This is a genomic window from Streptomyces avicenniae (assembly GCF_000719135.1).
GTDB classification, from domain to species: Bacteria; Actinomycetota; Actinomycetes; order Streptomycetales; family Streptomycetaceae; genus Streptomyces; species Streptomyces avicenniae.
On record NZ_JOEK01000009.1, the window covers coordinates 151,423 to 177,130 of the forward strand.

Annotated in this window: 22 protein-coding genes and 1 CRISPR repeat array; of the genes, 8 read left to right on the forward strand and 14 right to left on the reverse strand. The window is 74.2% G+C overall.

Annotation, left to right across the window (positions count from 1 at the left end):
• Positions 1-38: 38 nt before the first annotated feature.
• On the reverse strand, positions 39-701 hold the full coding sequence (locus IF27_RS15725; RefSeq protein WP_052850217.1) for a response regulator: 663 nt from the start codon (positions 699-701) through the stop codon (positions 39-41).
• Complete coding sequence (locus IF27_RS15730; RefSeq protein WP_052850218.1) at positions 698-1,894, reverse strand: sensor histidine kinase; 1,197 nt, start codon at positions 1,892-1,894, stop codon at positions 698-700. The genes IF27_RS15725 and IF27_RS15730 overlap by 4 nt, the downstream gene beginning before the upstream one ends.
• A gap of 427 nt (positions 1,895-2,321) precedes the next feature.
• Here IF27_RS15730 and IF27_RS15735 point away from each other — a divergent pair, with 427 nt between their 5' ends.
• Positions 2,322-2,768, forward strand: coding sequence for a hypothetical protein (locus IF27_RS15735; RefSeq protein WP_052850219.1), 447 nt, complete (start codon positions 2,322-2,324; stop codon positions 2,766-2,768).
• On the forward strand, positions 2,765-3,124 hold the full coding sequence (locus tag IF27_RS15740; RefSeq protein WP_052850220.1) for a hypothetical protein: 360 nt from the start codon (positions 2,765-2,767) through the stop codon (positions 3,122-3,124). The genes IF27_RS15735 and IF27_RS15740 overlap by 4 nt, the downstream gene beginning before the upstream one ends.
• Here IF27_RS15740 and IF27_RS15745 read toward each other — a convergent pair.
• The 6 genes from IF27_RS15745 to IF27_RS15770 all read right to left on the reverse strand — a co-directional run bounded on the left by IF27_RS15745 (position 3,106) and on the right by IF27_RS15770 (position 9,962).
• Positions 3,106-4,974 carry a glycoside hydrolase family 15 protein gene (locus IF27_RS15745; RefSeq protein WP_052850221.1) on the reverse strand — a complete coding sequence of 623 codons (1,869 nt, stop codon included), beginning with the start codon at positions 4,972-4,974 and terminating at the stop codon, positions 3,106-3,108. The genes IF27_RS15740 and IF27_RS15745 overlap by 19 nt on opposite strands.
• A gap of 170 nt (positions 4,975-5,144) precedes the next feature.
• On the reverse strand, positions 5,145-6,017 hold the full coding sequence (locus IF27_RS15750) for an RNA polymerase sigma factor SigF (protein ID WP_052850643.1): 873 nt from the start codon (positions 6,015-6,017) through the stop codon (positions 5,145-5,147).
• A gap of 103 nt (positions 6,018-6,120) precedes the next feature.
• A complete protein-coding gene (locus IF27_RS15755) occupies positions 6,121-6,519 on the reverse strand; it encodes an STAS domain-containing protein (RefSeq protein ID WP_052850222.1) in 399 nt (132 codons plus the stop codon).
• Entirely contained in the window at positions 6,516-7,646 is a 1,131-nt protein-coding gene (locus tag IF27_RS15760) for a cobalamin B12-binding domain-containing protein (protein ID WP_052850223.1), read from the reverse strand. Before IF27_RS15760 ends, IF27_RS15755 begins: the two co-directional genes overlap by 4 nt.
• The gene (locus tag IF27_RS15765) at positions 7,643-9,319 is read right to left on the reverse strand and encodes a PP2C family protein-serine/threonine phosphatase (RefSeq protein WP_420822016.1); all 1,677 of its coding nucleotides are present in this window, start codon (positions 9,317-9,319) and stop codon (positions 7,643-7,645) included. The genes IF27_RS15760 and IF27_RS15765 overlap by 4 nt, the downstream gene beginning before the upstream one ends.
• A 220-nt stretch (positions 9,320-9,539) precedes the next feature.
• Positions 9,540-9,962 carry an ATP-binding protein gene (locus IF27_RS15770; RefSeq protein WP_223291072.1) on the reverse strand — a complete coding sequence of 141 codons (423 nt, stop codon included), beginning with the start codon at positions 9,960-9,962 and terminating at the stop codon, positions 9,540-9,542.
• A 413-nt stretch (positions 9,963-10,375) separates the two neighbouring features.
• Here IF27_RS15770 and IF27_RS15775 point away from each other — a divergent pair, with 413 nt between their 5' ends.
• The 5 genes from IF27_RS15775 (at position 10,376) to IF27_RS31585 (ending at position 17,325) form a co-directional block, all read left to right on the forward strand.
• Positions 10,376-11,995 carry an SMI1/KNR4 family protein gene (locus tag IF27_RS15775; protein WP_052850225.1) on the forward strand — a complete coding sequence of 540 codons (1,620 nt, stop codon included), beginning with the start codon at positions 10,376-10,378 and terminating at the stop codon, positions 11,993-11,995.
• A gap of 315 nt (positions 11,996-12,310) precedes the next feature.
• The gene (locus IF27_RS15780) at positions 12,311-13,462 is read left to right on the forward strand and encodes an alkaline phosphatase PhoX (RefSeq protein ID WP_052850226.1); all 1,152 of its coding nucleotides are present in this window, start codon (positions 12,311-12,313) and stop codon (positions 13,460-13,462) included.
• 130 nt (positions 13,463-13,592) lie between these two features.
• Positions 13,593-14,453, forward strand: a complete 861-nt coding sequence (locus IF27_RS15785) for a helix-turn-helix domain-containing protein (protein ID WP_052850227.1) — start codon at positions 13,593-13,595, stop codon at positions 14,451-14,453.
• Positions 14,446-15,273, forward strand: coding sequence for an SAM-dependent methyltransferase (locus tag IF27_RS15790; RefSeq protein WP_052850228.1), 828 nt, complete (start codon positions 14,446-14,448; stop codon positions 15,271-15,273). Before IF27_RS15785 ends, IF27_RS15790 begins: the two co-directional genes overlap by 8 nt.
• 386 nt (positions 15,274-15,659) lie before the next feature.
• A CRISPR array of direct repeats spans positions 15,660-16,359; the repeat unit is 29 nt; unit sequence CTCCTCCCCGCACGCGCGGGGTTGTTCCC.
• A gap of 105 nt (positions 16,360-16,464) precedes the next feature.
• On the forward strand, positions 16,465-17,325 hold the full coding sequence (locus IF27_RS31585; RefSeq protein WP_223291073.1) for a hypothetical protein: 861 nt from the start codon (positions 16,465-16,467) through the stop codon (positions 17,323-17,325).
• 82 nt (positions 17,326-17,407) lie between these two features.
• Here the strand turns inward: IF27_RS31585 and IF27_RS15805 are convergent, their stop codons facing one another.
• Positions 17,408-18,040: an MBL fold metallo-hydrolase gene (locus IF27_RS15805; RefSeq protein ID WP_052850230.1), complete on the reverse strand. Its 633-nt coding sequence runs from the start codon at positions 18,038-18,040 to the stop codon at positions 17,408-17,410.
• The gene (locus IF27_RS15810; RefSeq protein WP_052850231.1) at positions 18,037-19,122 is read right to left on the reverse strand and encodes an S-(hydroxymethyl)mycothiol dehydrogenase; all 1,086 of its coding nucleotides are present in this window, start codon (positions 19,120-19,122) and stop codon (positions 18,037-18,039) included. Before IF27_RS15810 ends, IF27_RS15805 begins: the two co-directional genes overlap by 4 nt.
• A 193-nt stretch (positions 19,123-19,315) precedes the next feature.
• On the opposite strand from IF27_RS15810, the gene IF27_RS15815 reads away from it, so the two are divergent.
• Positions 19,316-19,846, forward strand: a complete 531-nt coding sequence (locus IF27_RS15815) for a TerD family protein (RefSeq protein WP_052850232.1) — start codon at positions 19,316-19,318, stop codon at positions 19,844-19,846.
• 78 nt (positions 19,847-19,924) lie between these two features.
• On the opposite strand, the gene IF27_RS15820 is transcribed toward IF27_RS15815, so the two are convergent.
• From IF27_RS15820 to IF27_RS15835, 4 genes are read right to left on the reverse strand one after another with little or no spacing between them, the layout of a single operon-like run.
• Positions 19,925-21,193 (reverse strand): NAD(P)/FAD-dependent oxidoreductase, encoded by a 1,269-nt coding sequence (locus IF27_RS15820; RefSeq protein WP_052850233.1) that lies wholly within the window; start codon positions 21,191-21,193, stop codon positions 19,925-19,927.
• Positions 21,190-22,668 (reverse strand): NAD(P)/FAD-dependent oxidoreductase, encoded by a 1,479-nt coding sequence (locus IF27_RS15825; RefSeq protein WP_110945945.1) that lies wholly within the window; start codon positions 22,666-22,668, stop codon positions 21,190-21,192. The genes IF27_RS15820 and IF27_RS15825 overlap by 4 nt, the downstream gene beginning before the upstream one ends.
• Complete coding sequence (locus tag IF27_RS15830) at positions 22,665-24,104, reverse strand: FGGY family carbohydrate kinase (RefSeq protein ID WP_052850234.1); 1,440 nt, start codon at positions 24,102-24,104, stop codon at positions 22,665-22,667. Before IF27_RS15830 ends, IF27_RS15825 begins: the two co-directional genes overlap by 4 nt.
• A 4-nt stretch (positions 24,105-24,108) precedes the next feature.
• On the reverse strand, positions 24,109-25,662 hold the full coding sequence (locus IF27_RS15835; RefSeq protein WP_052850235.1) for an APC family permease: 1,554 nt from the start codon (positions 25,660-25,662) through the stop codon (positions 24,109-24,111).
• Positions 25,663-25,708: the final 46 nt, after the last annotated feature.

Consider the following 25,708-nt stretch of genomic DNA (forward strand, 5'->3'; position numbering starts at 1 on the left):
CTGCCGCGGACGCAGCAGGCGGACGGGCGGGCGTCCCCTCAGGGGTGGACGAGGCCGGTCCGGTAGGCGATGACGACGAGCTGCGCCCGGTCGCGGGCGTCGAGCTTGGCCATGGCCCGGTTGACGTGGGTCTTCGCGGTGAGGGGGGTGACGTGGAGGCGCTGGGCGATGTCCTGGTTCGACAGCCCCTGGGCGGTGAGGACCATCACCTCCCGCTCGCGCGGGGTCAGGGCGTCGAGCCGGTGGGTGGCGTACCGGTCGCGCGTGTCAGGCTGGGCGACGAACCGGGCGATCAGCCGCCGTGTCGCCACGGGCGAGAGCAGGGCGTCGCCCGAGACGACGGTGCGGATGGCGCGCAGCAGTTCCGCGGGGTCGATGCCCTTGCCGAGGAAGCCGCTGGCGCCCGCGCGCAGGGCGTCCACGATGTACTCGTCGGTCTCGAAGGTGGTCAGGACGAGGATCTTCACCCCGGCGAGGTCCTCGTCACGGCAGATGCGTTCGGTGGCCTCGATGCCGTCCATGCCCGGCATGCGGATGTCCATGAGCACGAGGTCGGCGCGGTGCGTCCTGGACCGTTCGACGGCTTCCAGCCCGGTGGCGGCCTCGGCGACGACCTCCATGTCGGGTTCGCGGTCGATGAGGAGCCGGAACGTGCCGCGCAGCAGCGCCTGGTCGTCGGCGAGGAGGACGCGGATCGTCATCGGACGGCCTCCGCGGCCGGGGCCGGGGGCAGGGGCAGGTCGGCCTCGACGCGGAATCCGTGGGGCCGGGCGGGGCCGGTGGTCAGGCGTCCGCCGAAGGCGGCGGCGCGCTCCCGCATGCCGATCAGGCCGTGGCCGCCCGCGCCGCCGCCGCCCGTGGAGGTGAGGGGGCCGCGGCCGGTGTCGGTCACCGTCACGCGCAGGGTCTCCTCCGCGTAGTCGAGACGGACGTGCGCGGTGGCGGGACCGGCGTGCTTGGCGACGTTGGTCAGCGCCTCCTGGATGATCCGGTAGGCGGCCAGGTCAACCGAGGGGGCCGAGGGGCGGGAGGCGCCGGTGCGGGTGACGGTCACGGGCAGGCCGGTGTGCCGGAAGGACCCGGCCAGTTCCTCAAGGTCTGCCAGGCCGGGCGTCGGGGTGCGCGGGTCGGGCCGGTCCCCGTCCTGGCGCAGCAGGCCGACGGTGGCGCGCAGTTCGTCGAGCGCCGCCCTGCTGGTGTCCTGCACCTGTTCGAGCGCCAGGTAGGCCGCCTGCGGGTCGCTGCGGAACAGGTGCCGCGCCACCCCGGCCTGGGCGTTGACCAGCGTGATGTGGTGGGCGACCACGTCGTGGAGGTCACGCGCGATGCGCATCCGCTCCTGCGTGACGCGGCGGGCGGCTTCCAGGGCGCGCGTCTGCTCCGCGCGCTCGGCACGCTCCCGCAGCGCCGCCACGTACGCGCGCCGCGAGCGCGAGGTGTCCCCCAGCGCCGTGGCCAGGACGAGGAGGTCGAAGACCAGGACGCCGCCCGACGTGAGCACCGGCTCGGAGCGGGCCAGCGCGAGGAGCAGTGTCGTCGCGGTCGCGAGCGCCACACCGGCCGACCAGGCCACCCGCCGGGAGGAGTGGGACGCGGCGGTGAACAGGGCGACCAGGCTGGCGCCCGGCAACAGCCCGTCCTCCGGAACGGCGAGGACGTGCGCGTACTCCAGGGCGAGCGCGGCGCCCGTCACCTGCCAGGGCAGCAGCGAGCGCCACACCAGCGGGACACAGGCGAGCGCCGTCCACGCCACCACGCCCTCGCGCGGCGCGTGCCACGCGCCGGAGGTCCCGGCCATCGACACGGGTACCGCGACGGCGACGACGACCAGCGCGGGAAACGCGTCACGCGCGCGCGGCCATGACTGGAGCACGCGCCACACATCCCGGATCATCCGCACTCCTTCACCGTACGCAGCCGCCGCTCCGGCGCGGCCAGGGGTGCGGGGGAACGCTCGGCCGACCTATCCTGCCCCCTGCCGGGCGACGCGTCGTCCTCCGTACGTGGACACCTCGCCTACCGCGGACGCAGTAGAGGCCCCGCTCCTCGGTCGGATCTTCCGTCGGACGCGGGGCGCGCACGGCGCGTCCGCCCGGCGCCTCGAAGCACCCGGCGGGAGAGGGCGGCCCCGCGTCCACGGGCGGCCGGAACCGTACGTCCCACGGCCCTCGGCCGTCCCGTGCGTCCCGCGCGGCGGCCGGGCGCCGTGCCGTCGGCGGCCGGGACGGCGGGACACCCACCCGGGAGGGCGACACGGCGTTACCGGGGGATTACTCCGTGGCACATAAGCTAGTGAGTGACTCCAACAGAACGGACACGCCATGCTGTTCCCCCGTATACGGCGGCATCTCGGGCGCCGCGGCGCCCTTCTGGTCATCGTCGGGGCCGGGGAGATCATCTGGGGCCTCCAGTTCGTCCTCGATCCGGCGCCGAACCCGCAAGGGCTCACGCTCCTCACGGAGGTCGCGCCCGTGCACTACTGGGCGTGGATGTGGGTGGTCGCGGGAGTGGCGGCGGTCGCGGCGGCGACCGTGCGGATCGGCCGTGACTGGCCTGGATTCGCCGCCGCGCTGGCGCCGCCGACCGTGTGGTCCACGGCGTACGTGGCCGCCGGGCTCGCGGGCGAGTACACGAGGGGGCTATGGATCGCCGCCTGGTACCTGTCGTCACACGTCGGTGTGATCATGTGGGCCAGTGCGATACCGGAGTTCGCGGCGGCTCCCCCGGCGGTACCGGCGGCGCGTCCCGTCAAGGAAGGGGCGGCATGAGTCTTTGGACGACGGTGGCGGCGATCGGCGGGCCTGTCGGCGCGCTGGCGGCTGGCTGGCTCGCGGCACGCGCGACGAAGGCCGCGGCGCTGATCACCGGGGACGCGCACACCCGTGCGGCACTGGTGACGACGGGGCCGGACGAACGGCGGGCCGATCTCGCCGTGCTCCAGGCCAGCGTGGAGCGCGTCAGCGAGGAGAACCGGGAGCAGCGCGCCCGGTTGGCCCGGCTGGAGGCGCTGCTGCGCGCCTTCGTGACGACGTCCGACCGGTGGGCGGCGCAGTTGCGGCGGGCGGGGATGGAGCCCGTCTCGCCGGAACCGCAGGTGGACGAGTACTACCGGACGGGCGTCTGACGCCGCTGTCCCGTGGGCGCGGGCACGGGTGTGCCGTCGCGCGCGGGACGCGGCGTGTGCGGCGTGTGCGTGGTGATGCGTTCACCGCTGAGCGCGCGCGCCGTGTTGACGAGCCCGACCATGCTGAACGCCTGGGGTGTGTTCCCCAGGTGGTGCCCGCGCACGACGTCGTACTCCTCGCTGAGGAGTCCCACGTCGTTGCGCAGGCCGAGCAGCCGCTCGAAGAGGTCGCGTGCCTCGGCGGTGCGCCCGGTGCCGTGGAGCGCGTCGGCGAGCCAGAAGCTGCACGCGACGAACGCGCCCTCGCCGCCCGGCAGTCCGTCCACCTCGCCGTCCGCCTCGGGCCGGTAGCGCAGGACGAAGCCGTCGCTGTGCAGTTCGCGGCGCACGGCGTCCACGGTGCCGCGCACACGCGGGTCGTCCCAGGGCAGGAAGCCGGTGCGGGGCAGCAGCAGGAGGGCGGCGTCGAGCCCGCGTGACCCGTAGAACTGGGTGAACGTGTTGCGTTCGGCGTCGTAGCCCTCGGCGCAGACCTCCGCGTGGATGCGGTCGCGCAGGGCGGCCCAGCGTTCCACCGGCGCGTCGTCGCCGTGGCGGCGGGCGGAGTGCACGGCGCGGTCGAGCCCGGCCCAGGCCATGACCTTCGAATGGGTGAAGTGCCGCCGCGGGCCGCGTACTTCCCACAGGCTGTTGTCCGGCCGGTCCCAGGCGCCCTCCAGGTGGTCGAGGAGGGCGCGCTGTATCCGCCGGGCGTCGGCGTCCGGGTCGATGCCGCTCTCCTCGGCGAGGTGCAGGCTGTCCAGGACCTCGCCCCACACGTCCAGCTGGAACTGGTCGGCCGCCGCGTTCCCGATCCGGACGGGGCGGCTGCCCTGGTGTCCCGAGAGCCGGTCGAGCGTCGTCTCGGGGATGCGGCGGGTGCCGTCGAGGCCGTACATGATCCGCAGGTCGGCGGGGTCGCCCGCGACGGCGCGCAGCAGCCATTCGCGCCAGGCGCGGGCCTCCTCCACGAAGCCGGTGCCCAGCAGGGCCTGGAGGGTGAACGTCGAGTCGCGCAGCCAGCAGAAGCGGTAGTCCCAGTTGCGGGTGCCGCCCGGTTCCTCCGGCAGGGAGGTGGTGGCGGCGGCGAGGATGCCGCCGGTGGGCCGGTAGGTGAGGGCCTTCAGCGTGATGAGGGAGCGGCGTACGGGCTCCTGCCAGCCGCCGTCGTAGCGGCAGCCCTCCATCCAGGACTCCCAGAAGCGCCGCGTGTCGGCGACGGCCCAGGGCCCGTCCACGGGCTCGGGGCGCGGCAGGTGGGACGCCTGGTGCGTGAGGACGAACGGCACGCGCTGCCCGGCCGTGACGGTGAACTCGGCGGTGATCCGGCCGTCGTCCGTGACGGTGGTGGGGGCGTCGGTGCGCAGCCAGGCGGCGTCGGGGCCCGCGATGGCCCGCAGGTCGCCGTCCTCGCGGCGTATCCAGGGGGTGAGGGCGCCGTAGTCGAAGCGCAGGGCGAGGTCCATGCGCATCGGCACGCGTCCCGAGCGGCCCTCGACCACGCGGACGATGTCGGCGGCCTCGCCGCGCGGCGGCATGCAGTCGAGGACGCGGACGGTGCCCTCGGGCGTGCTCCACTCGCTCTCCAGGACCAGGGACTCGCCGACGTAGCGGCGGGACGTGGTCCTGCCGCCCGCGGCGGGGGCGAGGAGCCAGCGTCCGGCGCTCTCGTCGTGCAGGAGGGCGGCGAAGCAGGCGGGCGAGTCGAAGCGGGGCAGGCAGAGCCAGTCGATGGAGCCTTCCCTGCTGACGAGTGCGGCGGTCTGGAGGTCGCCCAGCAGGGCGTAGTCCTCGATCGGCGCGGCGGACACCGCGTCCCCCCTCCTGTCGCGGGACCTCGCGCCGTCGGGCGGCGCCGTGTGCGGGCGCGCACGGGTCGGGGGACGTGTCCTCCCCGGTCAGGGAAGAGGACGCGTCCCCCGGTGGTGTCCCGGTGTGCGCGGGTGTGCCGATGTCGGCTGTCGCGTGGGTGCTCCGCGGCTCAGTTGACGGCGAGCATGCCCTTCCGCAGCCGGGTGAGGATGCGGGTCAGGAGGCGGGAGACGTGCATCTGGGAGATGCCCAGCTCCTCGCCGATCTGCGCCTGCGTCATCTCGTCCACGAACCGCATGTGGAGGATGCGGCGGTCGCGCTCGCCGAGCTTGCTGACCATGGGGGCGAGGGTGCTGATGTCCTCGACCAGCTGCATCCCCGGGTCCTCGTGGCCGATGAAGTCGGCGAGGACGGCCTCGCCGTCCAGCCCGGCCTCGCCGGTGAGCGTGGCGTCGAGGGACGTCGAGTGGTAGCCGTTGGACGCCTTGCGGGCCTCGATGACCTCGGACTCCGGCAGGCTCATCAGCACCGACAGCTCGGCGACGGTCGGGGTGCGCCCGAGGCGGGTGCGCAGTTCCTCGGTGGCCTTGGCGAGTTCGACGCGGGCCTCCTGGAGGCGGCGCGGCACGTGCACGGCCCAGCTGGTGTCGCGGAAGAACCGCTTGATCTCGCCGACGATGTAGGGGACCGCGAAGGAGGTGAACTCGACCTCGCGGGACAGCTCGAAGCGGTCGATGGCCTTGATGAGGCCGATGGTGCCGACCTGGACGATGTCCTCCATCTGGTCGCCCCGGCCGCGGAAGCGCGTGGCGGCGTAGCGGACCAGCGAGAGGTTCATCTCGATGAGCGTGTTACGGGCGTACTGGTATTCGTGCGTGCCCTCTTCGAGCACGGCGAGCCGGGCGAAGAAGACGCGGGAGAGTTCCCTCGCGTCGCGCGGGGCCACCTTCTGCGGGGAACCGATCTGCGGGAGGGGGGCCTGCGCCGTGTCCTGCGCGGTCTCCGTCACCGAGTGCGTCGTCGTCGCCGTCACGGCTGCCATCGCGTCCACCCCAAACCTGCTCGACTGTTGTGCCTGAACGGGCACGTACCCGGGTCCTGGAGGACCATGCCTCTTTTTTTCGACGGGAATTCCGGCGCCCTCGTCAGTCGGCCGCCGGGCGGTCGCCGCCCTGCTGTCTCGGCCGGACGGGGCCGCGCTCCCCGGTCCGCGGCGGCGCGGGCGTGAGGTGGTGCAACGTGCCCGTGGTACGCAGGAGTTGGTCGAGGCGCGGCGTGCGGTTGTCGAGATGCAGACGGACGCGTGCGGCAGCGGCGCGGCGCTGGATCATCAGCAGGCAGGACAGGCCGAGCGCGTCACAGTCGCCGAGCCGGGCGAAGTCGAGGCGCAGGTGCAGCAGTCCTGCGTGGCGGGCGAGCTGTTCCGTGACGGCTTCGAGCAGTTCGTCGGCGGTGTCGCGGTCGAGGTCGCCGTGGACCTGGAGGCGGACGGTGAACGGGCCGGGGGACGTGGCGGTCACGGCGCGGGGCGGCGGGGTGGTCATGCGGTCCCCCTGCTCTCCCCGTGTCCGGAGTGCCCGGAGTGCCCGGCCGGGCCGGACGGCGCGGCGCTCACGGCCCACCGCCCCTCGGACAGGTGCCGTACGGCCCGCGGGAAGTCGGCGAGGCGGGCGGCGAGGACGTCGAGGGTGGGCGTCAGCGCGTGGGCGGGGACGCCGCGGGCGGTGAGGACGTCGGCGGTCCAGCGGAGGAAGTCCACGAGCAGCCTGGGGTCGTCGGCGTACAGCGAGGCGGCGAGGAAGTCCACGATCTGGGCGATGTCCTCGGCGGTGTGGCGCCGTTGCCGCGCGCTGTAGTCGCGGAACGCGGGAAAGGTGCCTTCGAGACCGGCGAGGGTGGCCCGTACGAGCTGCGGCGCGGACCGGGCGACGAGGGTGTACTCCTGGTCCGCGAGGTGCGGCGGCGCGGCGGGGTGGGGGCGTCGGGCTGCGGTGGGCTCGTGCTCGGCGAGCAGGACGGCGGCGGCACGGGCGTCCGGGGCCCACATGTCCGCGCCGAGCAGCCGGGCGTAGCGTCCGTCGGGCCCGAAGGCGGCGCCGCCCGCGAGCACGGGGACGCCGACGGCCTGGCAGGCGGCGATCGCCGCGTGGGCGGTGGGCAGCCGGGTGGCGAGCGAGCCGGAGAGGGCGACGGCGCGCGGCCCGGTGAGGTTGACGTGCTCGACCAGGCGCGGGGTGGGCACCTGGGCGCCGAGGAAGTCCGCCTCCCAGCCGCGCAGGCGCAGGACTTCGGTCAGCAGCCGCGCGGGCAGCGCGTGCCACTCGCCGTCCACGCAGGCGACGGTGACGCGCCGGGGCCGCGCGCCGGGGCGCGGCGCGGCGGGCGTGGGGGCGGCGTGCCGGACGAGCGCGCCGATGACGCGTTCGTTGACGGCGGACGCGGCGTGCTCCTGGGCGACGGTGATCCGCGCGGCGGCCCACTCCTCCCCCACCGTGCGCTGGACGGGGGCGATGAGGTCGAGGAGGACGTCCTCGGGGTCGGCGCCGTCGGCGAGGGCGTCCTGTACGACGGCGGTCGCCGCAGGTTCGTCCCCGGCGAGGGCCGCCGCGTACAGCCGGGCCTGCCGGGCCTGCCGGGCGGGGACGTGCGGGGTGGGGGGCGTGCCTGTCATGCCGTGTACCTGCCGGGGGTGTGGCCGTCCACCGCGCTCAGGTGCGCGTGGCGCGGCGCCGTGATGGCGACGACGGCCATGTCGTCGTGCCCCCGGTCGCCGATCCACTGGGAGGCGAGCATCTGGACGCGCTCGACGACGGCCTCGGCTGGCATCCCCGCGCACTGGCCGAGGGCTTCGCGCAGGCGGGCGTCGCCGAAGAGTTCGTCCCCGAGCGGGCCGCCCCGCGCCTCGGTGATGCCGTCCGTGAACAGCAGCGCGGTCTCGCCCGGGGCGAGGTGGGTGACGGCGGTGGTGGAGCGCACCTCGGGCAGGACGCCGATGAGGGAGCCCTGCGTCTCGGCCTCGGTGACCGTGCCGTCCGCCCGGACGAGCAGCGGCGGCGGGTGCCCGGCGCTGGTCAGGCGCAGCCGGACGCGGCCCGCCTCGCGCCGGACGGAGGCGAGGACGAGGGTGACGAACCGGGTGTGCCGCGAGTCGAGCAGCGCCTCGTTGAGGAGGCCCAGGATCTGCTGGTGGCCGACGGAGAGCGGCGCGAGGGTCTGGAGGGCGTTCCTGACCTTGCCGGTGAGGACGGCGGCCTCAAGTCCCTTCCCGCAGACGTCGCCGAGGACGACGAGCGATTCGCGCTCGGCGTTCGGCGCGCGGTAGACGTCGTAGAAGTCGCCGCCGACGCGTTCCCCGGCGCGCGCGGCGCGGTAGCCCCCGGCCAGTTCGACGCCGTGCGTCTGCCGGAGGCGGGGCGGCAGCAGCTCCTCCATGAGGGTGGCGGTCGTCCCGGCCTGCTCGGCGTACAGGCGGGCGGCGGAGATCGCGACGCCCGCGCGCGCGGCGAACAGGCGGGCCGTCTCCTCCTCGCCCTCGGTGAACACGCCGCGTCCCGCGCGCCGCAGGAGCACGAGCGCCCCGGCCGGGACGCCGTGCCCCGGCAGCGGGGTGATGACGAGGGACGCGGCCTCGCCGTCGAATCCTGGCGGTAGGAGCCAGGCCGGGGCGGACGCGGGGTCGATCCAGCGGGAGGGGACGGGCGGGAAGCCGCTCAGCGCCTCGCCGAGCCCCGGCACCTGGTCGGGGTCGGCGCGGACGAGGCCGTGGGTGACGTCGCCGCCCGGATCGCAGTAGGTGACGGGCAGGCGGCGGCCCGTCGGCGGGGCCACGACGACGGCGGCGTCGGCGAGGTGGCGTGCGGCGAGCTGCGCGGTGACCTCGGAGCAGCGTTCGAGGTTGAGGGAGGCGAGCAGGGCCTCGGACGCCTCGGTCATGAAGGCGGTGCGGCGGCGTTCGCGGCGCAGGGCCTCCTCGGCGTGGCGGCGGTCGGTGTCGTCCACGAGCCACCAGACGATGTCGCCGTCGGCCCCTGGCGTGGGGTGGGCCGTGAGGTGGCGGTCGGCGACGGGGCCGTGCGTGGCGACGCGGGGGCCGACGCGGGTGTGGGCGGTGACGAGCCAGCCGGGGGCCGCGCGGTGGAGGGGTGTGCCTGGCGTGGCGTCAGGAAGGAGCCTGCGGGCGGCCTCGTTGGCGCGGCGGACGGTGCCCGAGCCGTCCACGACGAGCGCGGGACAGGGGGCTGCCTCCCAGGCGGCGGCCTCGCCCGGGGCGACGACGGTACCGACCGTGCTGCCGGTGTCGGCCGCATGGGACGGTCTGTCGGTACGGATGTCGGACGTGTCCACTCTCGGGGTACCACCGTGGGCGGGACCCCACCACCTCTCTTGCCTACCCTGGCGCGCGGCGCGGCGCGTCTTCCGGAATCCACCATCCCGCATCGGCCTCCGGCATGCAATGCACCCCTGGCGGCGAGGGTGGGGTGGCCGTGAACGGATCGTGAAGGTGACGCGGAGACGGTGTCGTTGACGGCTCGGCGCTCAGCCCTCGGTGCGCAGTGCCCGGCGCTCAGCCGAGCGGGACGACGACCCGGATGGTCTTCCCGCCGCCCGGCAGCGGGACGACGGCGACGTCGCGGCCGAGGCGGTGGATGAGCGGCCAGCCGTAGCCACCCACGGCGAAGCGCCCGTCCGTGCCGGTCCTCGGGGTGGTGTGGGGGACCGCGTCGCTCCGGTCGCCGACGGAGAGGTGCAGGCCGTCGTCGGTGACCTCGGCGGAGAAGTGCGTGACCCCGCCGCCGTGGCGTATGGCGTTGGTGACCAGCTCCGACGTGACAAGGAGGACGTCGGCGAGCGTCAGGTCGTCGCGGGGATCGACGCCGGGGGCGGGGAGGAGTCCGCGCAGCAGGTGCTGGACATGGTGGCGCGCCGCCGCCGCGCTCGTGGGCACCGCTCGTCCGAGGTGCTCGCCCACCACTTCTTCCGTCGTCACGCCCCTGCGCTCCATGGTTCTTCCCCCTGCCGTCCACATCCGCGTGCCCGACTGTGGCCGTCGCACACGGCCCGAGGACACCCTGTCCGAAAAACTGGACGTCGCGCCCTTCGGGACCGGGAGCGGCCGTCGGAAGGACCGGGGCCCGGGCCGCCACCCTCCGGGCCGCTCCGGCGGTTGCCGGGGGATCGGCGGGGCGTGTGCCCGACAGGGGAACCACTGTACGCCCGGCGGGCGCGAACCCGGCAGCCGCGCGCGCTCCCGCCCGGCCGCCCGGTGACGGGCGTGACGGGCGTGACGGGCCACGGGGACGCGGGCGCGGGGACGTCCGCGCAAACCCGTTGTCAGTGGCATCTGTTAAGACTCTTTGCGAGGAACCCGGCCGTGAGGGCCGGGCGCAGGGAGGGGCGCGGATGTCGGCGGGGCAGGATCAGACGGTCGCGGAGTTGTTGGGCGCGGTGGCGCGGCAGATGGCCGAGGTGGCGTCCGAGGACTGGACGCGCGTGCGGTTGAGCGCCTCGGCCCATGAGCACGGGGTGGGCGGCCCGGGTCTGTGGATCGACCAGGCCGATGGCGGGGAGCGGTCGGGTGGCTTCCTGCTTCTGCCGGAACTGCGCCAAGTAAGTGAGCTGGACGATTCAGGGGCCGACCAGTTGGCCATCGAGGTGAGCGTCGATGTCCGGGGTGGATTCGAGGCGTTCACCAGCCGGGCGATCAGCAGGGACCTGGGCTCGGACACCGGCGGCCTGGTGTACGCCCTCAGGCCCGGTGTCCGCGTCCCGGACCCGGGCGACGACGAGGACGGGCCCCTGGACGCCACTCAGGCCGGTGATCCGCGCGAGGCGGTCGAAGTCCTGCGGCGCTACCTGGGGAAGCGGGCGGAGATCTCGGGACAGGGCACGGTGGACACCGGGTGGGACGAGGGGACGGCGGGTGCCCTTCCCGAGCCGCTGGACGCCGCCCGGATCGCGCGGTTGGAGGGCTCTGTGCCCGTTCCGCTCCCCGACGACCTGCGCGCGCTCTACGCGGTGGCGAACGGTGACGACGCGGAGGGGCTTCTGTGCGGGCACGACTGGTTCGGCCTGCATCACGTCGTCTCGCTGCACTCCGGGCCCCGCTGGTGGGCCGCCGGTGAGACCTGGCGCTATCACCGCCTCGACCGGGTACGCCTCGACGCCGGGCCGCTCGGGGCCGTGCGGCGTTCCGTCGATCGTCCGGGGTGGATACCGTTCACGACCGACACCGGCGGCAACTTCCTCGCCGTGGACATGGACCCGGCCGCGGGCGGGCGGCCCGGCCAGGTCATCCGGGTCGGCCGCGACTACGGCGAGGGCGCCGTGCACGTCGCCGAATCGGTGACCGCGCTGCTCAGGTCCCAGTTGGAGGCCCTGGAGCGGGGGAGCTACACGTACGACGCCGACAGCGGTCATCTGTGGACGGAGGCCGACCTGCCGGACCGGCACCCGGAGGCGCTCGGCCACTTCACCACCGACGCCGCCGCGGCGGCACTCGACGAGGTCCAGACGGTCCGCCTCCGGGACGAGCGGGACACGGATCTCGCGCCGCTGCGGGGCGCGCGGCGGCTGCGGCGGATGGCGCTGCACCAGGGAGTGCCCGTCGATCTGACGCCGCTGCGGGACATACCCGTCGAAGCGCTCGAACTCGGCCTGCACGCCGCCGACCTCGCCCCGCTGGCCGGGCATCCGACGCTGCGCACCGTGAAGATACGGGACGCCCGGCCGGTGGAGTTGGCCCCGTTGCGCGAGTGCCCCAAGGTGTACGGCCTGGACCTGTCCGGCGCGTCGGTGCGCGACATCGAGGTGGTCGCGGAGATGAAGGGCCTGCTCTACCTGTCCCTGCGGTACGAGCAGTGGGCGGAGCTGTGGCAGCGGGTGGACGGGCTGCCGGGCCTGGCCGCCGCGGGACTGGCCGAGGGGCTTCGGCCGTCGGGGGTGGCCGAGTGGGCAGGACACTTCCCGTCCAGTGGCCCGGGTGACGACCTGCGCCACTACAGCGGGCGGTGGGACGCCTGACACACCTGACGTGACGGGAGGCGTCGGGCGGCGATCCGGGGGCATCCGTTCCTGTACGAGTGCGCCGAGGTCGGTCGCTCGGGACGGGAGCGGCCCTCCGTACGCCGCCCGGCGTCCCTGGGTGGCCGGACGGCGGGCGGGGCGCGGACGTCATGTCGCCACGTCGTCAGGTCGTCGGCGTGACGCCGCCGGGAGTTCGCGCGCCGGTGGCTTCAGGGCCGGGCCCGCGCGCCCCTAAGCTGAGCGCGCACGACCGGTGGCGCACCGTGACGCGCGCCACCGCACCCCCACCCCGTGCCATCAGGAGGAATCGCCATGCAACGCCGCTCCCTCTTGCGCGGTGCCGTCGCGGGCACCGGCACCGTGGTCCTCGGCTTCACCATGACCCGCGCCTCGTTCGCCTACCCGGCGCAGCCGGGCACCGGGCCGTACGGAGCCCTGGGCCCCGCGGACGTCAACGGCCTGCACCTGCCCAGCGGCTTCACGAGCCGGATCGTCGCCCGCTCCGCCCGCGAGGTCGCCGGGACAGGACACACGTGGCACGGCGCCCCGGACGGCGGCGCCTGCTTCGCCGACGGCTCCGGCTGGATCTACGTCTCCAACGCCGAGCTGGGCTCGGGCGCGGGCGGCGTGAGCGCCCTGCGCTTCGCCGCCGACGGCACGGTCACCGACGCGTACGGCATCCTGTCCGGCACGTCCACCAACTGCGCGGGCGGCGCGACGCCCTGGGACACCTGGCTGTCGTGCGAGGAGACGACGCGCGGCGCCGTGTACGAGACGGACCCCTACGGCGAGGCGGACGCCGTGCGCCGTGACGCCATGGGCCGCTTCAAGCACGAGGCCGCCGCCTGCGACCCCGACCTGCGCGTCGTGTACCTGACGGAGGACGAACCGGACGGCGCGTTCTACCGGTTCGTGCCCGAGACCTGGGGCGACCTGTCGTCCGGCACGCTCCAGGTCCTGACGGGCAGCGGCGCCACGTCGGCCTGGCGCACGGTCCCCGACCCGTCGGCCGCGAGCCGCCAGACGCGGCGCCAGGTGAGCGGCACGCGCGTGTTCAACGGCGGCGAGGGCTGCTACTACCGCGGCGGGCTCTGCTACTTCACCACCAAGGGCGACAACCGGGTCTGGGCCCTCGACACACGGACGACGACCCTCGCCGTCGTCTACGACGACAGCCTCGTCACCTCCCCGCCGCTCACCGGCGTGGACAACATCACGGGCACCGGCAGCGGCGACCTGTTCGTCGCCGAGGACGGCGGCACGATGGAGATCTGCGTCATCACGCCGGACGACGTCGTGGCGCCGTTCCTGCGGATCAGCGGACACGGCGGCTCGGAGATCACCGGCCCGGCCTTCAGCCCGGCGGGCGACCGGCTGTACTTCTCCTCCCAGCGCGGCGCGCGCGGCAGCAACGACGACGGCGTCACGTACGAGGTGACCGGCCCGTTCCGCACAGCCGCCTGACGGGGCGCGCCCCGGCGCGCGCCCCCGCGCGCGGCCGGAGCGCCGTTCCACCGGCGTACGCCGCCCCGTCGTGCGATCATTCTGCAACTGGCAGAATGTCGCTCGCACTTCAGGCGGGAAGGGAGCTCGGATGCCGGTGGAACACTCGGGCTCGGCCGCACTGCGGCAGCTGGGCTCACGGCTGCGCACCATGCGTGACACGGCGGGGCGGTCCGTCCGCGAGACGGCGGCGGCCCTCGGCGTCCCCCCGGACCGCGTACGCGGCCTGGAGGCAGGACGGATCGACCTCGAACCGGCCTGGGTACGCCCCCTCCTGACGCTCTACGGCCGCCAGGCCGAGACCGACTCGGTGCTCGCCGAGGCGGCCGGGACCCGTCGCGCGGCGTGGTGGGAGGCGTACCGCGACATTGTGCCGCAGTGGCTCGCCGACCAGCTCAGGGGCGAGGAACAGGCGGAGGTCATCCGGCTGTACGCGCCCCTGTTCCTGCCCGACCTGCTCCAGATCCCGGCGTACGGCGCGGCGCTGCTGCGCGGGCGTACGCCGGACGCGGACGAGGCCGAGGTCGCGCGCTCCCTCGACGTGCTCGCGCGGCGCCAGGCCGTCCTGGACCGGTCCGCGCCGCGCCCGCCCGTGCTGTGGGCGCTGATCGAGGAGTCCGCGCTGCGCCGCCGGGTCGGCGGCCCCGAGGTGATGTACCGGCAGCTCGCGCACCTGCGGGCCCTGGCGGCGCGCCCCGGCGTCACCATCCGCGTCACCCCGCTCCACACGACGCACATCGCGCTGATGAGCGGCCCCGTCCAGTACCTGCGCTTCCGGGCGCCTGAGCTGGCGGACCGGCTGCTGCTCCAGACAGGCGACGGCGCGACCGTCACCGAACAGGCCGACGTCGTACGGCACTACCTGATGGCGCTCGACTCGGCGGCCTCGGTCGCGGACAGCGTGCCCATCGGCGAATGGTCCACCGACTGGGAGGAGAGCAAGGGTGCTTGAGGAGCAGATCGACCCGGGCAGGCCGGACCCGGCGCGGGTGTACGACTGGTTCCTTGGCGGCAAGACCTTCTACCCGGCGGACGAGGCCGCCGGGCTCGGCGTGCAGCGCATGTGGCCGGGGGTTCGCGTCGCCGCCCGCGCCAACCGCGACTTCCTGAACCGCGCCGTCCACTGGCTGGCCGCCGAGGCGGGCGTCCGGCAGTTCCTCGACATCGGGACGGGCATACCGACCGAGCCGAACATCCACCAGGTCGTCCAGGCGGCGGCGCCCGACACGCGCGTCGTCTACACCGACAACCGGCTGATCGTCCTGCGGTACGCCGAGGCGCTCATGGACGGCACGCCCGAGGGCAGCACCACCTACCTGCACGCCGACTTCTGCGACCCGCCGAGCATCCTCGCCAGCCCCAGGCTGAAGGAGGTCCTCGACCTGTCGCGGCCCGTCGCGCTGTGCCTGAACGCGCTGCTGCACTACATCGCGGACGACGAGGCGGGTGGCGTGCACGCGCTGTCCCTCGTCCGCACGTACGTGGACGCGCTGGCGCCCGGCAGCTACCTGCTGATCACGCACGTCACGCCCGACTTCGACCCGCCCACCTGGGCGCGCGTCACGGCGGGCGACCGCGCCGCCACCGGGCAGACGGGGCAGGTGCGGACCCGGGCGGAGATCGAACGGTTCTTCGCGGGCCTGGAGATGGTCGAGCCGGGCCTCGTCCCGCCGCAGGACTGGCGGCCGGACGGCCCCGCCCCCGAGGAGGCGACACCGGAGACCGTCTCGATCTGGGCCGGCGTCGCCCGCGTCCCGCACGCGGCGTCGTAGCGTGCCCGGTATGACGACGCGCGACACCGGAGAGGACGATGACGGTTCGTATCTCCTCAACTACGCCTACGTCTTCGCCAGCCCGACCACCACAAGGGACGCTTCCACTGGGAGAGCCCATGAGCGCCGCGGCCCGGCCAGTCGCTCACGGACGTCGCGACGGGAGCGCAGAAACCCGACGAGGGCCCGGCTTCGGGCCCCGTGGGGACGGCCGCAGCATGGCCCAAGTACGGTCGGATCGAGGCGAGACAGTCAGTGGACATCGTGGCGGTCACGGAGTCATGGGCCGAACACGAGGCCGCCGCACACGCCCCGCGTCTGCGGCGGCTGAAGGTAAAGTAAGTAAAATCCCGTACCCCCGCCCGTGAACCCGCAGGTCAACTACTCTCCTCCCCGCACGCGCGGGGTTGTTCCCGAAATACGTAACGAAATTCCCTGCGCGCAGTGCTCCTCCCCGCACGCGCGGGGTTGTTCCCGGCTCGACAGCATGTACGCCGCCGCCGTCGCCCTCCTCCCCGCACGCGCGGGGTTGTTCCCCTGTGCACGCGGTGCGCCGCCCAGCGCCACGACTCCTCCCCGCACGCGCGGGGTTGTTCCCAGCCGCTGGATCGGCTGGTCCAGCGCCGAAGCCTCCTCCCCGCACGCGCGGGGTTGTTCCCGGGTCGGGGTGGCGCCCGCCCGGCTGGAGGCGCTCCTCCCCGCACGCGCGGGGTTGTTCCCTGCCAGACCCGGTTCACCGCGGCGTTCCACGGCTCCTCCCCGCACGTGCGGGGTTATTCCCGGTGATCTCGGGGTTCGGGTCGCGGCGCGGCGCTCCTCCCCGCACGTGCGGGGTTGTTCCCAGTCCGCCGGGAGCCGGGTGGGGCGTGTCGTCCTCCTCCCCGCACGTGCGGGGTTATTCCCGGTTGGGTAGCGGACGCCGTCCCAGGTTCCGACTCCTCCCCGCACACGCGGGGTTGTTCCCGTCGCTCAGGCAAGCTTCACGACCTACGTGCGCTCCTCCCCGCACGCGCGGGGTTGTTCCCAGTCCGCCGGGAGCCGGGTGGGGCGTGTCGTCCTCCTCCCCGCACGCGCAGGGCTGCCCCCGGGTCATCGGGGCGATAGAACCTGTGGTTGATATGCCGCGGGTGACCACGGGCGCCGACCTGGCCGCAGCTTGTGCCTACGGCAGAAGGACGGTTCAATCGCCGAATGGCTGGGACTGACATCGACCTGGGAGTCGTGACGGCGCCGTCGGGAGTCCTCGTGCTGGGGATGGCGTCGTGGATCGACTTCTGGCCGCAGGTGGGCCGACCGCTGTCCGAGCGCGCGAGTGCCGCCGCGGCGATCGGCGGCGGACACGTCCATGACGGGGACTGTGAGATGGTCGCGGTTCGCGCCGCCGACGACAGGCCGTTGACGGTGCGGGCCAGCACGGCGGCGTCGCCCTTCGACGCGGGACCGACCATCGCGGTCCTGGAGGTCGATCTCGGTCTGCCGTGGGTCGGCCCCCCGGGCGACGAACCGGTCGTCCTCGGTGACCTGCCGGTCGATCGTTGCGGCATGGTGCTCGGGGACGCGCTTGCCCTGGACTCCTGGACCGGGGACGACCACCCCTCGACCGACGGCCTTGCCGACGTCACCTACTGGGGAGGCCACGCGGAGGCCGCCCGTCGTCGGTTCGGCGGGGAACTGATCCGGCGGGACGGCGGTGAGGTGCGAGGGTGGCTCGACCTTCCGCTCGACGCCGCGAAGAAGCTCGGCGACTCCCTCAACTCCTGGGTGGGCGACGCGCAGGGCCGGGGCGTCATGGTGGCGGTCGATGAGCACACCGACTTCCACCGCTTCCACCGCGCGGGCGCGACCCACCCGCTCGGGATCGGTGCCGTCGTGGTCGCCGACCGCCCGGTTCTGGGGATCGCCTGGGACAGCGGCGACCACTCGATGCGGCATCGCGGCGAACGCGACGAAGGACACGTCTATCCCGTGACCCTTCAGCGCGGCCCCACGGGTCGGACGACGATGCGCTGGACGATCCCGCCCTACGTGCCAGGCGACGACGACGCGGAGTGATCGGCGGGCACCGTCGTCGCCGCGCGGTGCCCGAGCGGGAGACCGGGCCGGTTCCGGCCCGGCCCCCCTCTCCCCCGCCGGGTCAGTGGCCGCGTGCGATCCACTCAGGGAGTGCGGGGGCCTCGGTGGCGATGGTGGTGGAGTCGCCGTGGCCGGTGCGCACGACGGTGTCCGGCGGCAGGGTGAGCAGCCGGTCGCGGATCGAGGCGATGATGGTCGGGAAGTCCGAGTACGAACGCCCCGTCGCGCCGGGCCCGCCCTGGAAGAGCGTGTCGCCGGTGAAGACGGTGCCGAGATCCGGCACGTGGAAGCAGACGGCGCCGGGCGCGTGGCCAGGGGTGTGCAGGACGCGGAGCGTGGTCCCGGCCACCGTCAGCTCCTGCCCGTCCGTCAGTTCGCCGTCCGGCAGCCGGTCGGGGTGGGTGAGGCGCCACAGCGGCAGGTCGTCCGGATGGAGCAGGATCGGCGCGCCGGTGCGGTCGGCGAGCGCGGGGGCGGCGCCGACGTGGTCGTCGTGCGCGTGGGTGCACAGGATGCCGCGCAGCGTCCGGCCGCCGAGCGCGGCCTCGACGGCGGCGGCGTCGTGGGCGGGGTCGATGACGTACGCCTCGGTGTCGTCGCCGACGATCCAGACGTTGTTGTCCACTTCCCAGATGCCGCCGTCGAGGCTGAACGTGCCGGAGGTGACGAGGTGGTCCACGCGGGCGGCGCTCACAGGACCACCACCGAGCGCAGCACGTCGCCGGTGTGCATCCGGTCGAAGGCGTGCTCGACCTGGTCGAGGGCGATGGTCTCGGTGACGAACGCGCCGAGGTCCAGGCGGCCTTGGAGGTGCAGGTCGATGAGCATCGGGAAGTCGCGGCTGGGCAGGCAGTCGCCGTACCAGGAGGACTTGAGGGAGCCGCCGCGGCCGAAGACGTCGAGCAGGGGCAGTTCGAGCTTCATCTCCGGCGTGGGGACGCCGACGAGGACGACGGTGCCCGCGAGGTCGCGGGCGTAGAACGCCTGCCGGTAGGTCTCGGGGCGGCCGACCGCCTCGATGACGACGTCGGCGCCGTGTCCGCCGGTCAGGTCGCGGATGGCCTCGACGGGGTCGTCCGCGGTCGAGTTGACGGTGTGGGTGGCGCCCATGGCGCGGGCGGTGGCGAGCTTGGCGTCGTTGATGTCCACGGCGATGATGCGGGCGGCGCCCGCCAGGCGTGCGCCCGCGATCGCGGCGTCGCCGACGCCGCCGCAGCCGATGACGGCGACCGAGTCGCCGCGTCCGACGGCGCCGGTGTTGAGCGCCGCGCCGATCCCGGCCATGACGCCGCAGCCCAGCAGCCCGGCGACCTCGGGGGCGACGGCCGGGTCCACCTTCGTGCACTGCCCGGCGGCGACGAGGGTCTTCTCGGCGAAGGCGCCGATGCCGAGCGCAGGGGACAGCTCGGTGCCGTCGGTCAGCGTCATCTTCTGCCGCGCGTTGTGCGTGTCGAAGCAGTACCAGGGCCGTCCGCGCAGACAGGCCCGGCAACGGCCGCAGACGGCACGCCAGTTGAGGATGACGAAGTCGCCGGGCGCCACGTCGGTGACGCCCTCCCCCACCGACTCGACGACGCCCGCCGCCTCGTGGCCGAGGAGGAACGGGTAGTCGTCGCTGATGCCACCCTGCTTGTAATGCAGGTCGGTGTGGCAGACGCCGCACGCCTGGACCTGCACCACCGCCTCGCCTGGCCCTGGGTCGGGGACGACGACGGTCTCCACCCGTACGGGTTCGTTCCTGCCGGGCGCGACGACGCCGCGTACTTCCTGTGCCATGGGACGGCCGTCCTTCCTGATCCTCGCTGATCGGGTGCGATCCGATCCTCGCATCCCGCGCCCGCGCCGTGGGGTCGCGCGGCACCGGTGAGGCGCGGCGTCGATCATGGCACTATGAGCAACTGACAAGTCGCGACGTGTCGTTGTGCCCCCCGGCGGGCGCCGGGGCAGGGGCCGGGGAAGGGGAAGTCCGATGGGCAGTCCGAGCAAGGGCCTGGGCAAGGTCGAGGTGGCCGTCAAGTGGGACGCCAGTGCGATGGGTGAGCCGGATCACGACGTGGACATCATCGCCGCGACGTACGCGGCCGACGCGCCGCACGGCGCGCCCGTCTACCTGGTGCACTTCGACAGCCGGTCGCCCGACGGGACGATCACGCTGAGCCGGGACAGCACGACGGGCCAGGGCTTCGGCTACGACGAGGTGATGACGTTCGAGCTGGAGCGCCTGGCCTCGACGTACGCCCGGGTCGTCGTGGGCGTGGCCATCCAGCAGCGCACGGGGCGCAGGACCTTCGCCGACATCCCGAGCACGCGGTTCCGGGTGGCCGAGGGCTACACGGAGCTGGCGCAGGGGGACTTCGCGGCCGTGGCGGGCGCCACGGCGGCGGTGATCGGCGAGTTCGTGCGGGACGGGGCGGGCGAGTGGGGGCTGCGGCCCGCGCTGCGCGGCTTCGACACGGACCCGGCGGAGTTCACCCGCGTGATGGGTGACGCCGGGGCCTGACGGTCCCGCCGCGTGCGCGGGCGCCGGTCACGCCCCGGCCGTCACTCCGGGGCGTGACGGGCGCCCGCGCGGCGTCCGTCAGGTGACGCCGACGGTGACGGGGCCGCCGTGCCGGTCCACGTCCTTCATGACCGACCACGGGATGCGCAGCACGCGTCCGGGGGCGGCGGGCCAGGGCAGGGTGCGGCGGGCGACGACGCGGCCGTCCTGCCGGACGGTGACGCGCGGGACGCGGACGAACTCGTCGGTCCACAGCAGCAGCCGGTTCCTGGGCGGCGCGGGGTCGCCAGGACGGAGCAGCCCGGGGGCGATCCACCGCAGGGCGCCTTCGGCGTGCAGGCGGACGCCGCCGGGCCCGTCCGGCGCGCGGTCCGTCCCGGCGAGGCGGTGCAGCACCTGGTCGGCGACGTGCTTGCCGTCGAGCGCGGCGATGTCGGCGGTGTCCACCGGGTGCAGGAGGTTCCCGGCCGCGTAGACGCCCGGCGTGCTGGTGCGCAGCGCGGTGTCCACGAGCGGGCCGAGCGTGCCGGGGTCGAGGTCGAGCCCGGCGGCGCGGGCCAGTTCGTGGTCGGGGATCCAGTCGCCGGTGAAGACGACGGTGTCGCAGGCGACGACGCGGCGGGCGCGCGTGTCGAGGTTCTCGATCTCCACGCCGGTGAGCCGCCCCTTGCCGATGATCCGCGTGACGCGGGCCCTGGTGGCGACGGGGACGCCGAGGACGGCGCGGCCCGGCACCGTGAAGACGCCGTACGACTCGGCCTTGGGGTAGCCGCTGACCATCAGCGCCGTGTCGCAGCCCGCCTCGCGGAGGGTGAGCACGGCGGACCAGCTGACGAGTTCGCCGCCGACGACGACGGCCCGCTTCCCCACCCTGCCGTGCTGGAGGTGGACGATGTTCTGGAGCTGGCCGGTCGTGTACACGCCGTGCGGGCGGTCGCCGGGGATGCGGCGGGCGGGGCGGGGGCGTTCGCGGGCGCCGGTGGCGAGGACGACGGCGCGGGCGCTGATGCGCAGGCGGCCCTGCGGGCTGGTGACCTCGACGGTGTGGTCGTCGGCCCAGTCCGTGACCATGGTGCGGGTGCGGATGACGGCTCCGGCGGCGAGGGCGCGGGCGGTGAGGTGGCGGGCGTAGCGGGGGCCCGTCATGACGCGCCGCAGGTCGCGCAGGCCGTAGCCGGTGTGGTCGCTGTGCCGGGGGATGCCGCCCGCCTCGGCCTCGCGGTCCACGACCAGGACCTCGCCCGCGACGCGCGGCGCGAGGCGGGCGGCGGCGGTGAGCCCGGCGGGCCCGGCGCCGATGACGAGGACGTCGGGGGTGAGCGTGGGGGGAGTGGGTGTGCTGCTCATCGGGTCTTTTCCTCGTGCTGCCTGGGCTCGTGGGTACCGCTGCCGCTGTCGCTGCCGCCACCGCTGCCGGTGTCCGCGCCGCGTGTGGCGAGGAGCCGCGCGACCTCGGCGCCGCAGAAGAAGCCCTGGCAGCGGCCGTTCATGGCGCGGGTGCGGCGGCGCAGGCCCTCCAGGTTGGGCGCGGGGAGCGTGGCGTGGCAGGCGTCGCGGATCTCTCCTGCGGTGACGCGCTCGCAGAAGCAGACGATCTGCCCGTAGGCGGGGTCGGCGGCGATGCGTTCGGCGTCCTGGTAGGGGCGCGTGGTGGCCTCGCCGAGGTTGGGCATGCGCGGCGGCGCGGGCACGTCGTCGCGCGGCGTGAGGGCGAGCCCGGCGTCGGCGAGGAGGCCGAGGGCGTGCTCGGCGATCGCCATGCCCGCCGTGAGGCCGGTGGAGCGGATGCCGCCGACCAGCAGGTAGCGCTGCTCGGGGGACGCCTCGATCAGGTAGTCGCCGTGGTCGATGGCCGCGCGCAGGCCCGCGTAGGAGGCGGTGACCTCCTCCTTCAGCAGCCGGGGCATCAGCTTCTCGCCCTTGCCGAGCAGGAAGGCGAAGCCGTCCTCGGAGGTGCCGGTGGCGGTGCGGTCGGTGAGGTCCTCCGAGGTCGGGCCCAGCATGACGTTGCCGTAGATGGTGGGCGAGACGAGGACGCCCTTGCCGCGCGAGGTCGGCACGGGCAGGACGATCCGGTCCACGAGGGGGCGGGCCAGCTTGTCGAAGACGAACAGCTCGCCGCGCCGGGGCGTGACGGTGAACCGGTCGTGGCCGAAGAGCCGGTCGATCCGGTCGGCGCCGAGCCCGGCGGCGTTGACGACCCAGCGGGCGCGGACGTCGCCGCCGGTGGTGGCGAGGGTGGTGACGCCGGTGGCGTCGTCGCGGGTGACGGCGGTGACGGCGTGGCCGAGCAGGACGTCGGTGCCGCGCCGCTTGGCGTCGGTGGCGAGCGCCAGGTTCGTCGTCCAGGTGCAGATGATCGACTCGCCGGGCACGGTGAGACCGCCGAGCGCGCCGTCGCCGAGGGCGGGGAGCGCCGCGTACACCTCGTCGGCGCCGATCAGCGCGCACGCGTGGTAACCGTTGGCCTCGGCCTTCTCCTTGAGGCCGGGGAGCGCGGCCAGTTCCTCGTCGTTCCAGGCGACGAGGAGGGCGCCGGTGCGCTCGACCGGGATGCCGGTGCGTTCGGCGTACGCGCCCAGGAGGTGGTAGCCGCGGGCGACGAGGCGGGATTCGAGGGTGCCCGGCTTGGCGTCGAAACCGGTGTGCAGCAGGGCGGTGTTGGCCTTGCTGGTGCCGTCGCCGACGTCGTCGCGCGCCTCGACGAGCGCGACGGACAGGTCGTGTCCTGCCAGCTCGCGGGCGAGGGCGGAGCCGACGATGCCCGCCCCGATGACGGCGATGTCGTGGACGGCCGGTGCGCGGTCCGCGCTGACGGTCATCGTGAGGTGCCCCTTCCTGTGGCGGCGGCGGTGGCCGCTGCGGCGCTCCAGCGGGCCCGGAAGTCGGCGGCGCGATCGGCGCTCCACCGGGGCTCGTGGACGGTGGTGGGCCGCCAGTCGCCGACCGCGTCGGCCAGGGTGAGGCCCGGGGTGAGGGCCAGCCTGGCCAGCGCGGCGGCGCCGAGCGGTGTGGCGTGGGCGGACGGGTAGATGTCCACCGGGATCTGGGCGAGGTCGGCCTGCGCCTGCATGAGGGCGCGGCTGTGGGTGAGGCCGCCGTCGGCGCGCAGCCGGGTCATGGGGGCGCCGAGGTCGGTCTCGACGAGGCGGCACAGCTCGGCGACCTGGGCGGCGATGCCCTGGAGGACGGCGAGCACCAGGTGTTCGCGGCGGGTGGACAGGCGCATGCCGGTGAATGTGGCGGTGGCGTCGGGCCGCCACCAGGGGGCGGCGAGCCCGGCGAGCGCCGGGACGCACAGGACGCCTTCCGTGTCGTCCGCCGCGACCGCGTCGAGGTCGGTGGCCGCGTCGATGAGACCGAGGTCCTGTATCCAGCGGATGGCGGACGCGGCCGTGTAGACCTGCCCGTCCACGCAGTACGGCGTGTCGCCCGCGGCGCGCCAGGCGACGGACGTGGTGAGCCCCGACGTGGAACGGACGGCGTGGTCGCCGGTGTTGGCGAGGAGGAACGCGCCGGTGCCGAAGGTGCACTTGGCGGTGCCGGGGGTGAGGCAGCCCTCGGCGAGGAGCGCCGCCTGCTGGTCCACGACGAGCCCGGTGACCGGGATCTCGCCGCCGAACGCCCGGGTCGTGCCGACGATCTCGTCGCAGGCGACGATGCGCGGCAGCCGCTCGTCCTGGAGGCCGAACAGCGCCAGCAGCTCCGGGTCCCAGTCCACGGCGTCGAGGCCGAGGACGAGGGAGCGGCTGGCGGTGGTCACGTCGGTGACGAACGCGCCGGTGAGGTGGTGCACGAGCCAGGTGTCGGTGGTGGTGACGACGCCCTCGGTCGTGAGGTTCCGCCGCAGCCAGGCCATCTTGGGCGCGGAGAAGTACGGGTCGAGGACGAGCCCGGTGCGTGCGGCGATCAGCGCGGCGTGGTCGGCGAGCCCGGCGCAGACGGACTCGGCGCGCCGGTCCTGCCAGACGATCGCCGGGGTGAGGGGGGTGCCGGTGGCGGGGTCCCAGGCGAGGACGGTCTCGCCCTGGTTGGCGAGGGCGACGGCGTCGATCGGCCGCCCGGCGGCGGTGACGGCGCGGCGGCCCGCCCGGAGGACGGAGGTGAGCAGTTCCGCGGGGTTCTGCTCGACGCCGCCGCCGTCCAGGTAGGTGGGGCGTACCGTCTCCTCGGCGATGGCGAGGGTGCCGTCCGCCGTGTCGGTGACGAGGGCCTTGGTGCCCGAGGTGCCCTGGTCGATGGCGAGGACGGTGGTCATGGGATCAGCGCTCCTGTGCGAGGTCCGCGCCGTCGGCCTGCCGGGGTGCGGGCCGCTGCCCGGCGCCGCCGTCCGCGTCCAGGATCTTGTCGATGTCCTGCATGTCCGGCATGGTCAGCGCGGCCCGGCCACGGGTGGCGAGCAGGTGGACGAAGTAGACGGCGCCGACGGCGAAGAGGATCAGGACGTACAGCCAGGGGTTGCGGAAGGACGAGTCGCGGAAGATCAGCAGCTCGTAGGCCAGCCAGACCGAGGCGACGACGATGACCGGGATCTCCCAGCGGCCGAGGGTGAAGCCGCGGCTGGGCGGGAGGGAGCGGCGCTTGGCGATGTACATCACGACGGTGCCCGCGTAGATGAGGGCGGGCAGCAGCGTGGCCGCCGAGAAGAGGTCGAACAGGGCGTCGGTGGAGCCGGAGAAGGCCAGCAGGACGAGCTGGGCGACGACCAGCATGAACACCGAGGAGTTGACGGGGGTGCCGCGGCGCGGGTGGACGCGGCGCAGGGCCTGCCAGGCCGGGAACCGCTGGTCGCGGGACATCGCCCACACCAGGCGGGTGCCGCTGAGGGTGATGACCAGGCCGCAGGAGAAGATCGAGATCACGACCAGGACGAGCATCAGCTTGCCGAGGAACGAGCCGAGGACGTCCGTGATGATCGCGGCGACCGGGGTGTCGGAGGCGGCCAGCGCCGTGGTGTCGTCGGCGAGCGCGGTGATGGCGACGAGGAAGAGGAAGCCGAGGACGCCGAGGGAGATCACGGCCTGCGCCATGGCCTTGGGGATGACGCGGGCGGGCTCCTTGGTCTCCTCCGCCAGGTTGGCGGCGGACTCGAAGCCGACGATCGTGAAGGCGCCGAGGAGGAACGCGAGGGCGAACGGCCCGGCGTGCCCGGCGCTGCCGAGGGCGAAGTAGCCGTCGGGGTCGGCGGGCGCGGCCTCGAAGAGGGTGCCGAAGTCGATCTTGCCGGTGGCGGCGCCGACGACGAACAGCAGGACGGTCAGGGAGACCATGCCGATGAGCTGGACGGTGACGGCCACGTTGTTGACGCGGTGGGTGGCACGGGTCGAGGCGGCCACGAGTATGGCCTGGAGGAGGATGACGATCGCGGTGATGAACCAGGCGTTCTGCGTCGTCCCCTGGTAGCGGAACAGCTCGGGCAGGATCGTGGACGCGATGGTGTAGTCCACGGCGACGACCACGACGCCGAGGAACGCGAACGAGATCCAGCCCATGATCCAGCCCCACACGGGGCCGACGATCCGCGAGACCCACTGGTACGCGTAGCCGCTGATCGGGATGCGGGCGGCGAGCGCGCCGAAGATGAGGGCGACGGCGAGCTGCCCGACGACGGCGATGGGCCAGGCCCAGATGCCGCGCGGGCCCGAGGTGTTGAGGACCGATCCGTAGGCGGTGAACAGGCCGGTGGCGATGGAGACGAAGCCGAAGGCGATGGAGAACGAGGCGTACCAGCCCAGTTCGCGTGGCATCTCCTGCTGGTATCCGGCGGCGCCGGTCGGTGCCGTCGAGCCCGGCGTTCCGGGTTCCGCGTGAGCCATGGGTCGTGCTGCCTTTCGTGTGCGGGCGGCCCGTGGGGACGGGCCG